11 protein-coding genes, 1 tRNA gene and 2 pseudogenes are annotated in these 11919 nt (G+C 57.5%); 6 read left to right on the forward strand and 8 right to left on the reverse strand.

Features of this window, described 5'->3' with window-relative positions; translation table 11 throughout:
- A complete protein-coding gene (locus NKJ21_RS18170) occupies positions 1-1575 on the reverse strand; it encodes an iron ABC transporter permease (protein WP_008805909.1) in 1575 nt (524 codons plus the stop codon).
- 21 nt (positions 1576-1596) lie between these two features.
- Positions 1597-2613 carry an iron ABC transporter substrate-binding protein gene (locus tag NKJ21_RS18175; RefSeq protein WP_004179245.1) on the reverse strand — a complete coding sequence of 339 codons (1017 nt, stop codon included), beginning with the start codon at positions 2611-2613 and terminating at the stop codon, positions 1597-1599.
- A 402-nt stretch (positions 2614-3015) separates the two neighbouring features.
- Between NKJ21_RS18175 and NKJ21_RS18180 the strand changes: the two are divergent.
- Together NKJ21_RS18180 and NKJ21_RS18185 are read left to right on the forward strand one after the other, a co-directional pair.
- Positions 3016-3630: pseudogene (locus tag NKJ21_RS18180) on the forward strand (CSS-motif domain-containing protein); the annotation flags it as partial.
- A gap of 159 nt (positions 3631-3789) precedes the next feature.
- Positions 3790-4551 (forward strand): annotated as a pseudogene (locus NKJ21_RS18185) (EAL domain-containing protein); the annotation flags it as partial.
- Positions 4552-4699: 148 nt separating this feature from the next.
- Here NKJ21_RS18185 and NKJ21_RS18190 read toward each other — a convergent pair.
- A tRNA-Ser gene (locus tag NKJ21_RS18190) sits at positions 4700-4787 on the reverse strand.
- Between the two features lie 147 nt (positions 4788-4934).
- Complete coding sequence (locus NKJ21_RS18195; protein ID WP_254733107.1) at positions 4935-6560, reverse strand: ABC transporter substrate-binding protein; 1626 nt, start codon at positions 6558-6560, stop codon at positions 4935-4937.
- Positions 6561-6828: 268 nt separating this feature from the next.
- On the opposite strand from NKJ21_RS18195, the gene yccA reads away from it, so the two are divergent.
- Both yccA and tusE read left to right on the forward strand, forming a co-directional pair.
- Positions 6829-7488, forward strand: coding sequence for an FtsH protease modulator YccA (gene yccA / locus NKJ21_RS18200; RefSeq protein WP_002898458.1), 660 nt, complete (start codon positions 6829-6831; stop codon positions 7486-7488).
- Positions 7489-7576: 88 nt separating this feature from the next.
- Positions 7577-7906 carry a sulfurtransferase TusE gene (tusE, locus tag NKJ21_RS18205; protein WP_002898457.1) on the forward strand — a complete coding sequence of 110 codons (330 nt, stop codon included), beginning with the start codon at positions 7577-7579 and terminating at the stop codon, positions 7904-7906.
- On the opposite strand, the gene yccX is transcribed toward tusE, so the two are convergent.
- The 3 genes from yccX to NKJ21_RS18220 are packed head-to-tail and all read right to left on the reverse strand — an operon-like array spanning position 7903 to position 9593.
- A complete protein-coding gene (gene yccX, locus NKJ21_RS18210; RefSeq protein ID WP_012542291.1) occupies positions 7903-8184 on the reverse strand; it encodes an acylphosphatase in 282 nt (93 codons plus the stop codon). The genes tusE and yccX overlap by 4 nt on opposite strands.
- A 48-nt stretch (positions 8185-8232) precedes the next feature.
- The gene (locus NKJ21_RS18215; RefSeq protein WP_008805902.1) at positions 8233-9021 is read right to left on the reverse strand and encodes an AraC family transcriptional regulator; all 789 of its coding nucleotides are present in this window, start codon (positions 9019-9021) and stop codon (positions 8233-8235) included.
- 17 nt (positions 9022-9038) lie between these two features.
- Complete coding sequence (locus NKJ21_RS18220) at positions 9039-9593, reverse strand: YbhB/YbcL family Raf kinase inhibitor-like protein (RefSeq protein ID WP_008805901.1); 555 nt, start codon at positions 9591-9593, stop codon at positions 9039-9041.
- Between the two features lie 190 nt (positions 9594-9783).
- On the opposite strand from NKJ21_RS18220, the gene rlmI reads away from it, so the two are divergent.
- A complete protein-coding gene (rlmI, locus tag NKJ21_RS18225; RefSeq protein ID WP_040975193.1) occupies positions 9784-10986 on the forward strand; it encodes a 23S rRNA (cytosine(1962)-C(5))-methyltransferase RlmI in 1203 nt (400 codons plus the stop codon).
- Between the two features lie 59 nt (positions 10987-11045).
- Positions 11046-11363, forward strand: a complete 318-nt coding sequence (hspQ, locus tag NKJ21_RS18230; RefSeq protein ID WP_002898441.1) for a heat shock protein HspQ — start codon at positions 11046-11048, stop codon at positions 11361-11363.
- A 29-nt stretch (positions 11364-11392) separates the two neighbouring features.
- On the opposite strand, the gene NKJ21_RS18235 is transcribed toward hspQ, so the two are convergent.
- The gene (locus tag NKJ21_RS18235; protein ID WP_002898434.1) at positions 11393-11806 is read right to left on the reverse strand and encodes a CoA-binding protein; all 414 of its coding nucleotides are present in this window, start codon (positions 11804-11806) and stop codon (positions 11393-11395) included.
- Between the last annotated feature and the right edge of the window lie 113 nt (positions 11807-11919).

Below are 11919 nucleotides of genomic sequence, written 5' to 3' on the forward strand. Positions count from 1 at the left end.
TTACAACCCTGCCATTTTTTTCGACTGCATATAAAGAACCGCGGTCAGCGGCAGCGAAATGACGATCATCAATAGCGCGTACGGTGCCGCCGCTACGTAGTCGATCTCACTGGTTAACGCCCAGAAACCGGTCGACAAGGTGCGGGTGCCTAACGGCGAAAGCAGTAGTGTGGCGGTGAGCTCATTGCTGACGCCAAGGAACACCAGCGCGGCACCTGCAGCCGCGCCCGGCGCGGCAAGCCGCATAGTGATACTCCACAGGGCGCGGGCCGGACTGCGTCCGAGACTACGGGCAACGTTTTCCAGCTCCACCGGCGCCTGCGCGATACCGGCGCGCAGGTTAATCAGCGCTCGCGGCATAAACATCAACAGATAGGCCAGAAACAGCGTCACTTCGGTCTGGTACACCGGACGGGCGTAGTGGATGGTGACCGTCACCAGCGCCAGCGCGGTGACAATACCGGGCAGCGAGCTGGTGATGTAATTACACCCCTCCAGCAGGCGGAACAGCGGGCGCGGATAGCGCACGCCGAGCCACGCAATGGGGATCGCGCAAACCGTTGTCAGCAGCGCCCCGCCCGCCCCCAGGAGCAGGGTCTGGCGCAGAGAATGCCAGAGATCGGCATGCAGCCAGTTGTCGATGCCGCCCAGCCATAGCCAGCGGCACAGGACCAGTAAGGGAACCCCCATCGCCAGCATCACCAGCAGCAGAAGCAGTAGCTGCGCGCCAAAAGCGGCCCCTTTACCCAGCACAAGCCGCTTCTGCTCGCGGGCTGCCCCGGCGCCGATACGCGCGTAACGCGCTTTACCGCGTGAGGCGCTCTCCAGCAGCAGGATCGCCAGGCAGCACAAGGCCAGCACTCCTGCCAGCATATTGGCGGCCGGACCGCTGAAGGTCGACTGGAACTGATCGTAAATAGCGGTCGTGAAGGTATCGAAGCGGATCATCACATACAGGCCATATTCCGCCAGCAGATGCAGGGCCACCAGCAGCGCACCGCCGCAGATTGCCAGACGCAGCTGCGGGAGCACCACCCGGAAGAACACTTTCCACGGCGGCGTGCCCAGCGACGCGGCGACATCTTCAAGGGTGGGATCGAGGCGGCGCAGCACGGCCGCCACCGGCATATAAATAAACGGATAGTAGGCGAGCACCGAGAGAAACACCCCGGCGGAGAGGCCATGCAGCGAAGGCACGGCACTGACCCAGGCGTAGCTCTGGACAAAGGCCGGGATCGCCAGCGGGGCTACCGCCAGCGCCGACCACAGCTGCCGACCGGCAAGGGCAGTACGTTCCGTCAGCCAGGCCAGCGTCACGCCGAGCACAATGCTGATGGGGACCGCCAGCACCGTCAGCCACAGGGTATTGCTGAGCAGCTCCCCTACCCGCGGACGAAAGACCAGCGCTTTAATGGTCGGCCAGCCGGTGTCGAACCCAACCGCCACCACAAACCCTAACGGCAACAGCGCCAGCAATGAAAACAGCAGCGCTAACGCCACCATCGGAAATGCAGGACGCCTGCGCTCGGGCAGGCGTCCTGTTTTCTTTCCGAGCGACAAACTCAGAACAGACATAGCAACATCACTTCCTCAGGATCAGAGCAGGCCAGCCTGCGTCATCAGCTCAATGACCTTTTTACTGTTCAGCGAGGAAGGTTCTACCTTCGGTGCATCCAGATCTTTCAGCGGGGTCAGTTTCGGGTTAGAGGCCGCATCTACCCCCACGGCATACTCGAAGGCGTTATTGGTGCGCAGTGCATCCTGCCCCTGCTTGCCGGTGATCCATTTAATAAAGGCCTGCGCCTGCGCCTTATGTTTGCTGGAAGCCAGCACACCGCCTCCGGAAATGCTGACGAAGGCGCCCGGATCCTGGTGTTTAAAGTAATACAGTTGGGTGTTTTTGCTGTTCTCGCCGGTTTTGGACTGATCGACGAAGCGATAGTAGTGGTAGATCACCCCGCCGTCGATCTGTCCGGCGTTGACCGCTTTCATCACCGTGCTGTTGCCTTTATAGGCGACAAAGTTGGTTTTCATCGCCTTCAGCCAGTCGAGAGTCGCCTGCTCACCCTTCAGCGCCAGCATCGCGCTGACGATAGCCTGGAAATCAGCCCCCGATGGCGAAGCCGCCCAGCGCCCTTTCCACTCCGGTTTTGCCAGATCCATCAGGGAATGCGGCAGCTGCGCCTCGCTGATTTTCGCCGGGTTGTAGACAAAAACGGTGCTGCGCGCGGCAATGCCGATCCAGCGCCCATGCTGCGGACGGTACTGCGCCGGAACCTGCTGCAGGGTGGCGGCATCCAGCGGGGCGAAAAGTTTGGCATTATCGACCAGCACCATCGACGGCGAGTTCTCGGTCAGAAACACATCGGCCGGCGACGCGGAGCCTTCCTGAACCAGCTGATTACCCAGTTCACTGTCATCGCCATTGCGCAGCGTGACCTTAATACCGGTCTCTTTGGTGAATCCATCCACCCACGACTTCACCAGATTTTCGTGCTGGGCGTTGTAAACCACAATCCCGTTCTGAGCGTCAGCCGCCATCCCCTGCGGCGCCAGAAACAGAGAAGCGGCAACCAGCGCTGCCGTACGGAGGGGCGATAAGCGAAATTTCATGAACGCATCCTTAATGAAATAGGGCAATAAACGGTAAATAGCCTGAGCGGAGAGGATTAAATCACAGCAAAAAAAGAATGATAATGAAAACAATTATCATAAACTTAAAAAAGCAAAAAATAGCGCCGGTCGGTTATTAGGGATTAGAAAATGCTTAAAACCATCCACTCCCGAAATTTAGATTAAGAAAACATTAAGCTGCGATTTTTTTATTACCTTCGTGACAGAACAGCCGCCTCTGCACGTTATCTGAGGTCTTTGCTGGCGGGTATTGTGATACTGATCATGTTTTTAATATGCGCCGTCATCACGAAAGATATCCCCCTTCTACGATCATTAAAAAGCCTTTACCGTCAGAGGGATGATTAACTTTATGCACACTCACCCTGGCACGCACGATAAATGAAAGAGATAAAGCGGCGAAACGCATGGATTGCCTTTTCCCTGGCGCTGGTGGTGTTTCTTGCTGGCGTGTTCGTCATTAACTGGCAACTGTGGCATTCGGACCAGGCGACTCATGTCGCGGCCGCCCGCCAGGCGGCGAAAAAGATCGCAGCCATTCTGGATGAGGCCCATGCGGCGACGGCCACGGCGCTGAACGTTAGCCGCAGCGGTTGCTCTGGTCAGGGTCAATTTCAGCTCGGAACGGAGGCCGCCCTGCAGCCGCATCTGCGCACTATTCTGCTGATAAAAGATGGCCAGGTGTGGTGCTCATCACTCCCCGGCAACCGAGTCCTGACGCTCCATCCGGAATCCTTGCCTGATGAGAAGCTGCAGCTGCTGCCCGCCAGGATGATGGTTAACAAGCGGCCGGTGCTGATCTATCATACGCATTCAGCGCAGGTGAGAGTCATTGTCAGTATCAGCGACATCCATTTGCGCGATGCCTTGTATAGCGATGAGGATAACGCCGGACTGGCGCTCTCGGTCAACCATCAGATGATCGCCAGATATGGCGATGTGGGGCCGCTGAAAGCCAGCCCGCATCAGGATATATTTAGCTCACCGGACTACCCGTTTCGCATTATCTATCCCGAGTCGCCTTTTTTTAGCCCCAGTCGCTTATTTCAAAATGGCTTCGGTCTGCTGATTTTCATTTTCTCTGTCTCGCTATTATTTTATTTCCTGCTGCGCAAATACCTGAATGTCTATACCTCTGAAGAAGAAAACCTGCGCTACGCCATCGCCCAGGGGTATATCGTTCCCTTCTACCAGCCCGTCGTGAATGGGAAGACGGGGGAGATATACGGTGTGGAAATTCTCGCCCGCTGGAAAAATGCTACCACGCAGCGGCGTTCGCCCGCGGAATTTATTCCACTGGCCGAACGTACCGGCTTAATTATCCCGCTGACCCGCAGCCTGATGGCGCAGGTCGCCGCCCAGATGAATCCCATCTTCAGTAAGCTGCCGGATGGGTTTCATATTGGCCTGAATATCAGCGTGTCACACATTAACGCCCCGTCGTTTATCGATGACTGCCTGCACTATCAGCGCGGCTTTGAGGGGAAAGCGGTGAAGCTGATGCTGGAGATCACGGAGCAGGAGCCGCTGTTGCTCAACGACGCGGTCGTGGACAAGCTCAATACGTTACACTCCCGCGGGTTTTCCATCGCGCTGGACGACTTTGGCACCGGCTATTCCGGGCTTTCCTGTCTCCACGAGCTGATTTTCGACTATATCAAAATCGATCAGAGTTTTGTCGGCCGGGTAACCGGGGAGGCGCCGTCAAGCAAGCTGCTGGACTGCGTGATAGAGATGGCCCGGACGCTGTCACTGCGCATCATTGCCGAGGGTGTCGAAACCCAGGTCCAGCTGGAGTATCTCAATCGCCAGAATATTCATCTGCTGCAGGGCTACTATTTCTGGAAGCCGATGCCCTACGTCGCGCTGGTGATGCTCCTGCTGAGCAAACCGAAGGCGCGGATTGTCGAAGAATGAGGGGCGTTGTGAAAAGTCCTGCCATGCGACGGGCTATGTATCCGTCAGCGCGCTGGGAATGAAAACATCGTCGGTCACTGTCCGGGTCATGCACGACCGACCGGACAAAGCAAAAAGGGGTTACCTTTCGGTAACCCCTTCTTTTATATGGCGGAAGCGCAGAGATTCGAACTCTGGAACCCTTTCGGGTCGCCGGTTTTCAAGACCGGTGCCTTCAACCGCTCGGCCACACTTCCGGTGTGAGGCGCACTATAAACACCTCGGCGGATGCTGTAAAGCACCATTTTGTTCAACTGCCTTAAAAACAAACAATTTTGTGTTATTCGTCTGAATTTCAGGCGGTTCGCACAGAAAATCAGCGCCCATGACCGCTATCCAGAGGGCTATTTTTTAATGTACATGTCTTTGGTGTAGTAATACCCCAGCTTATCCGGCGTGAAACCGCCCACCCTGGGTTTCACTAAATGGGTACGCACATAGTGATAGACCGGAATGGCGGGAACATCCTGCACCAGCAGATCTTCCGCCTGCTGATAGTATTTGCCCCGTGTCGCTACGTCGGAGGCTTTCGCCGCATTGCGCAGGGCCTCATCGTAAGCAGGGTTGCTGTACTGACTGGTGTTCTCGCTATCACCGGTACGGAACGTATTGAGGAAAGTGGCGGCATCGTCGTAATCGGCGATCCAGGCATAGCGGACGGCGTCAAAGTTATGCGTATGCATGGTATCCAGCATCGTCTTCCACTCCTGGTTCTGCAGCTTCACCTCGACGCCGAGGTTTTTCTTCCACATAGAGCTGGCGGCGATGGCGATACGCTGGTGCGACTCATAGGTGTTATACAGCAGGGTAAAGACCAATGGGTGACTGTCATCATACCCCGCCTGCGCCAGCAGTTTTTTCGCCTCAGCAATCCGCTTCTCGCGCGGCCAGCTGGCGTAGTCCGGGTTGTGCAGCGTCACGCCGCCGATATCCGGCTGGCTGATCACCCAGGCCGGGCGCTGCCCCTGGCCAAGCACTTTTCCGGCAATGATATCTTTATCAAGCGCCATATTCAGCGCGCGCCGCACGCGGGCGTCGTTAAACGGCGGGCGGGTAGTATTGAATTCGTAGTAATAGGTCGCCAGCTGCGGCGAAACGTCCAGCTGATCGCCCATGGTTTTCTGCAACTGCGCAAACTGATTGATCGGCACCGTATAAACAATATCGATCTCCCCCGCTTTGTAGCGGTTGACATCGGCAGCCTCCGAAGAGATGGGCAGGTAAGTCACTTTATTAATAACGGTGTGCGCATTATCCCAGTACTTCGCATTACGTTCAGCCACCAGCCGCTCATTCACCACCCATTGGGTCAGCTTATACGGGCCGCTGGTGACGATATGCTCTGGTCGGGTCCATTTATCGGCAAAACGCTCCACCAGCACTTTGTCGATCGGTACCAGCGAAGGGTGCGCCAGCATCGCCAGGAAAGCGGCATTCGGCTGGCTCAGAGTGACCTGCAGCGTGGAGTCATTCAGCGCTTTCACCCCCAGCGTCTCGGGTCCCTTTTGCCCCAGGGCAATTTCGCGAGCGTTGGCGATATGCATATTGCCGGGATAGCTCGCATAGGGCGAGGCGGTGGCCGGCGAGACCAGCCGTTGCCAGCTCCAGACGATATCCTGCGCCGTGATGGCCGTGCCGTCGGACCAGGTCAGACCGGGGCGTAAATGGAAGGTCCATAACAGGTTGTCCTTGTTTTCCCAGCGCTCCGCCAGCCGGGGCTGGATCGCCCCCGCAGGCGTCACGCTGACCAGCCCTTCAAAGAGATCGCTAATGATGTTGAATTCAATGTCGCTCTCGACTTTATGCGGATCGAGTGAGGCAGGTTCACTGCCGTTATTTCTGACCAGCTCCTGCTTTTCCGCCAACTGGGTGCCAGGCGGCACCTGTGCCGCCAGCGCCCCGCCGGTTATGACCATCAGACTCATTGCCAGGAGCGTCCGCGTGATGTGATTGTTTTTGTGTAATGTCATTTCCCTTTGCCTTTAACGTACGGAGTTATTCCCCCTTCCACACTTAGTCGCAGAATTTAAATAAAGCAATATATTTCAGCAACCTATAAGATTTCGATCGGCTCACCGAAGCGAAACGCGAAAACATATCGCTTTTCCCAATCCATGTAGAATTTTATGCTGGACAAAAGCGGCAAAAGCTAAGTAAAGATGGGTAAAAGCATTAGGGCTTCACGCTTGTTTTTCTTATTCTTTATCCCTAATTACATCTGTCATAAGAGAGTGACTCATGGATCGCATAATTACATCATCGCGTGACCGTTCCTCGCTGCTCAGCACGCACAAGGTTCTGCGTAACACCTACTTCCTGCTCAGCCTGACGCTGGCGTTTTCCGCTATCACCGCCACCGCCAGCACGGTGCTGATGCTCCCTTCCCCGGGGCTGATTTTAACCCTCGTGGGGATGTACGGTCTGATGTTCCTGACCTACAAAACGGCGAATAAACCCACCGGGATTATTTCCGCCTTCGCTTTCACCGGCTTCCTCGGCTATATCCTTGGGCCGATGCTGAACGCGTACCTTTCTGCCGGCATGGGCGATTTGATCGGCCTGGCGCTGGGCGGCACCGCACTGGTCTTCTTCTGCTGCTCGGCCTACGTGCTGACGACGCGCAAAGATATGTCCTTCCTCGGCGGAATGCTGATGGCGGGCGTGGTGGTCGTCCTGATTGGTATGGTCGCTAACCTGTTCCTGCAGCTGCCGGCGCTTCATCTGGCGATTAGCGCGGTGTTCATCCTGATCTCTTCGGGTGCCATCCTGTTCGAGACCAGCAACATCATCCGCGGCGGTGAAACCAACTACATCCGCGCCACGGTCAGCCTGTATGTCTCGCTGTACAACATCTTTGTCAGCCTGCTGAGCATCCTGGGCTTCGCCAGCCGGGACTAACCGCTCCCCTGCTTCACCGAGGCCTCGCTTATGCGGGGCCTTTTTTTTTGCTACACTGCGGCCAGTTTCAGGCGGTATGTGAAAAATCATGTTTATTTTTGAAGGCAACGAAATTGAAACGGATAGCGAAGGCTATCTGAAAGATACCACCCAGTGGAGCGAGGCGATGGCGGAAGTCATTGCCGCGCAGGAAGGGATAACGCTCGCCGTTGAACACTGGGAAGTGGTGCGCTTTGTGCGCGAGTTTTACCTTGAGTTCAACACCTCTCCGGCGATCCGCATGCTGGTGAAGGCGATGGCCAACAAGTTTGGCGAAGAGAAAGGCAACAGCCGCTATCTCTATCGCCTGTTCCCGAAAGGCCCCGCCAAACAGGCGACCAAAATCGCCGGGCTGCCGAAGCCGGTGAAGTGCATCTAATAGAGAATCGCGAATTTTTCCCAGCTGCGGGTGGGTTGATGGGGTTCGGTTAACACCCGGTCAACCCGCGCGCTGCGCGGCCCCCCGGCTTTCAGCCAGGCGATGAGTTTCTCCACCTGCTCTGCCTCGCCGCAGGCAAGCACTTCCACCCCGCCGTCGTCCAGATTACGGGCATAGCCGGTCAACCCCAGTTGCAGCGCTTCCCGCTGTGTTGAATAGCGAAATCCCACGCCCTGAACCGAACCGTAAACCCATGCCATCGTGCAGATACTGGCCATTATCATCTCCTTTTCGCTCACACTTTACGCTGAGGATAGCAAATTCGCTCAGCGTACGTGCTTCGGCAGTAAACCATAATGCTGACGGAAGCGCGCGGTAAAGCGCGATCCCGACTGATATCCGCTGTTCTGCGCGATTTCGCCTATTGGCCGCGAGGTGGTCTGCAGCTGCCCCAGGGCGTGAGCCATCCGCACCTCCTCGACGATCTGGCGAAAACTCTGCGATTCCTGCTGCAGCCGACGGCGCAGCGTGGACTCGCCGAGAAAGAGCATTTTCGCCACCCGCGACACGCTCCATGCCTGCGCCGGCGACAGCATGACCAGTTGTCGAACCTGCGCCGACAGATCCTGCTGCCGCTCGACGAGCAGCGGGCCCGCATAGCCCGCCTCGTGCAGGGCCAGCAGCAGGCCCATAGTCTGGTGGAGCTGTAGAGAGGTGGATAATCCCTCCCGCACCGCCTGCAGAACGCTTTGCCACATAAACGCCAGCTCTGTCGTCACCGGGGCGCAGAGCGAGGTCAGACGCCCTGGGGGTGGTTCGCTGAGATAACGGGTCTTAAACGTCGTCAGCAGCTCGGGGGTCAGCGACAGCAGATCGGAGCAAAACAGGCCGTTCTCCGGCTGGTTAATCACCTCCAGCTCAACGTCAGCCGGCAACACAATCAGCTGTTGCGGCGTCGCCAGCACCCGGCTCTCCCCTTGCACAATCACTTTGCTGCCGCGTTTCACCCGACAGAGCGCCGGGGAGAACAGCCGCACCCGATGCAGTCTGCACAGCCGTCGGGTGGTGACCTCTGCCGCGGTTAAGGCGTTATGCTGAAAGTGGATACTCTCCATCGGATCGACCCTTTATTTTAGCGCCCGGCCATCGCCGTCAACTGTACGCTGGCGAGAGCATGGCTGTGTAACAGATAGCCGACCAGCGCCCCGCTGGCCCCGGCATCCACCGGCAGCGTAGGGACATCCAGCGCCCATACCGTAAAGCGGTAGCGATGCGGTTTATCTCCCGCCGGCGGACAGGCGCCGCCGAAACCGGCATAGCCAAAATCGTTGCGGCCCTGTACCGCTCCGCCCGGCAGTGTAGCGCTGTTTTTATCTCCCGCGCCAGCGGGCAGCGAAAAGACGCTGCTGGCGATATTGACCACCGTCCAGTGCCACCAGCCGCTGCCGGTAGGCGCATCGGGATCTCTGACAGTGACCGCGAAGCTTCGCGTCCCCGCCGGGGCATTTTTCCATGCCAGCTGCGGAGAGACATTGCCTCCGGTACAGCCGAAACCGGCAAACCAGTGCTTCCGGGCCAGCGCCTGCCCGTCATGCATATCATCGCTGCTCACGCTAAACGGCGCAGCCATCGCGCCACTACTCACTGCCGCGACCATCGCCACGGCCATGCGGATACCTGTTTTCATCGTCTGCTCCTCGTTGGGGTGAGAAAACAGGGTATGAGAGTCCGCACAAGCTGAATGTGCCGAAGCGCCTGCATTTTGTGCCGAAACGCTCATCTGTGCCTGCCGGGCGAAAGATGCTTGCGTGCGCCAGGTGTGCTACTCTACGCGCCATTTTTCGGTGCCGACATTCCCGTTGCTTAAAGGTAGCTCCATGACAGATTCCCTATTCCCCCGCTTAGTGTTAGCCAAAGGACGCGAGAAATCCCTGCTGCGTCGCCATCCGTGGATTTTCTCAGGCGGCGTCGCCCGCATGGAGGGTAAAGCCCGCAGCGGTGAAACCATCGATATTGTTGACCATCAGGGAAAATGGCTGGCCCGCGGCGCTTACTCGCCGTCGTCGCAGATCCGCGCCCGCGTGTGGACCTTCGACCGCAATGAAGCCATCGATAGCGCCTTCTTTGAACGCCGCCTGCAGCAAGCGCAAACCTGGCGGGCATGGCTGGCCGAGCGCGATGGTCTCGACAGCTACCGTCTGATCGCCGGCGAGTCCGATGGGCTGCCGGGCGTCACTATCGACCGCTTTGGCAACTTTTTCGTGCTGCAGTTGCTCAGCGCAGGCGCCGAATACCAGCGGGCCGCCATCATCAGCGCCCTGCAGAACCTGTTCCCGGACTGCGCCATTTACGATCGCAGCGATGTCGCCGTGCGTAAAAAAGAGGGACTGGAGCTGGCCCAGGGGCCGGTGGTGGGCGAGCTGCCCCCGGCGCTGCTGCCGATCACCGAGCACGGCATGAAACTATTGGTTGATATCCAGGGCGGGCACAAAACCGGCTACTACCTCGACCAACGCGACAGTCGCCTGGCTACTCGCCGCTATGTCGCGGATAAGCGGGTGCTGAACTGCTTCTCTTATACTGGCGGCTTTGCGGTGTCAGCGCTGATGGGCGGTTGCCGCCAGGTTACCAGCGTGGATACCTCTCAGGAAGCGCTGGACGTCGCCCGACAGAACGTCGAGCTCAACAGACTGGATCTGTCCAAAGCGGAATTTGTGCGCGACGACGTGTTCAAACTGCTGCGTAAATACCGCGATCAGGGAGAGAAATTCGACGTGATCGTGATGGATCCGCCGAAATTCGTGGAAAACAAAAGCCAGCTGATGGGCGCCTGCCGCGGTTATAAAGATATCAATATGCTGGCGATCCAGCTGCTGAACCCCGGCGGCGTGCTGCTGACTTTCTCCTGCTCCGGCCTGATGACCACCGATTTATTTCAGAAAATCATCGCCGATGCCGCAATTGATGCCGGGCGTGATGTACAATTTATAGAACAGTTCCGTCAGGCTGCCGACCACCCGGTGATCGCAACCTACCCGGAAGGGCTGTATCTGAAGGGGTTTGCCTGTCGCGTCATGTAACTTGAAAAACGAAACATGAGCCTCATATAGGGAGTATTCATGTTTCCCAGGAGGTGCCTATGATAGCCAGCAAATTCGGTATCGGCCAACAGGTCCGCCATACGCTCTTGGGCTACCTGGGTGTCATCGTCGATGTCGATCCCGAGTATTCACTCGCGGAACCGGAAGAGGATGAGATTGCCGCCAATGACGAACTGCGTGCGGCGCCCTGGTACCATGTGGTGATGGAAGATGATGATGGTCAGCCGATCCACACCTATCTGGCAGAAGCGCAGCTGAGCAGCGAAACCCGCGACGAACACCCGGAACAGCCGTCCCTCGACGAACTGGCCAAAACGATTCGTCAGCAGCTGCAGGCTCCGCGCCTTCGCAACTAAAACAAAACCCCGCCAGGCGGGGTTTTTTGTTATTTTGCTAATCCCAGTCGCGGTAGCTCAATGGCCGGGCAACGATCCATCACCACGTTCAATCCGGCTTCTCTGGCCAGCACCGCGGCCTGCTCATTGATCACCCCCAGCTGCAGCCACAGCGTTTTCGCGCCGATGGCTATCGCCTCCTGCGCCACGCCCCACGCCGCTTCTGAATTACGGAAGACATCAACCATGTCGACCTTTTCCGGAACGTCGGCGAGCGTCGCATACCCTTGCTGTCCCAGCAGCGTCTTGCCCGCCACCTTCGGCGAAACCGGGATAACGTGATACCCCTGATCCAACAGATACTTCATGACCCGGTAGCTCGGGCGGTCAGGTTTATCGCTGGCGCCAACCAGCGCAATCGTCCGTGTCGACGTCAGGATGCCGGCAATATCGTTCTCTTTCATGGGTTCCTCCTGCTATTTCACCTAAGTGTATGCTAATCCGCAGCAGGCGGCCATCCAGGCTAACCCACAGATTCGACAAAATTTTCACCCCGATGCTTGCAGCGGCAGCCACA

This window comes from Klebsiella sp. SWET4 (genome assembly GCF_024296565.1).
Lineage (GTDB): Bacteria > Pseudomonadota > Gammaproteobacteria > Enterobacterales > Enterobacteriaceae > Klebsiella > Klebsiella variicola.

Coding starts and splice junctions, on each gene's coding strand:
- NKJ21_RS18170 (WP_008805909.1), bottom strand. CDS start 1,575: ATGTCTGTTCTGAGTTTGTCGCTCGGAAAGAAAACAGGACGCCTGCCC.
- NKJ21_RS18175 (WP_004179245.1), bottom strand. CDS start 2,613: ATGAAATTTCGCTTATCGCCCCTCCGTACGGCAGCGCTGGTTGCCGCT.
- NKJ21_RS18195 (WP_254733107.1), bottom strand. CDS start 6,560: ATGACATTACACAAAAACAATCACATCACGCGGACGCTCCTGGCAATG.
- yccA (WP_002898458.1), top strand. CDS start 6,829: ATGGATCGCATAATTACATCATCGCGTGACCGTTCCTCGCTGCTCAGC.
- tusE (WP_002898457.1), top strand. CDS start 7,577: ATGTTTATTTTTGAAGGCAACGAAATTGAAACGGATAGCGAAGGCTAT.
- yccX (WP_012542291.1), bottom strand. CDS start 8,184: ATGGCCAGTATCTGCACGATGGCATGGGTTTACGGTTCGGTTCAGGGC.
- NKJ21_RS18215 (WP_008805902.1), bottom strand. CDS start 9,021: ATGGAGAGTATCCACTTTCAGCATAACGCCTTAACCGCGGCAGAGGTC.
- NKJ21_RS18220 (WP_008805901.1), bottom strand. CDS start 9,593: ATGAAAACAGGTATCCGCATGGCCGTGGCGATGGTCGCGGCAGTGAGT.
- rlmI (WP_040975193.1), top strand. CDS start 9,784: ATGACAGATTCCCTATTCCCCCGCTTAGTGTTAGCCAAAGGACGCGAG.
- hspQ (WP_002898441.1), top strand. CDS start 11,046: ATGATAGCCAGCAAATTCGGTATCGGCCAACAGGTCCGCCATACGCTC.
- NKJ21_RS18235 (WP_002898434.1), bottom strand. CDS start 11,806: ATGAAAGAGAACGATATTGCCGGCATCCTGACGTCGACACGGACGATT.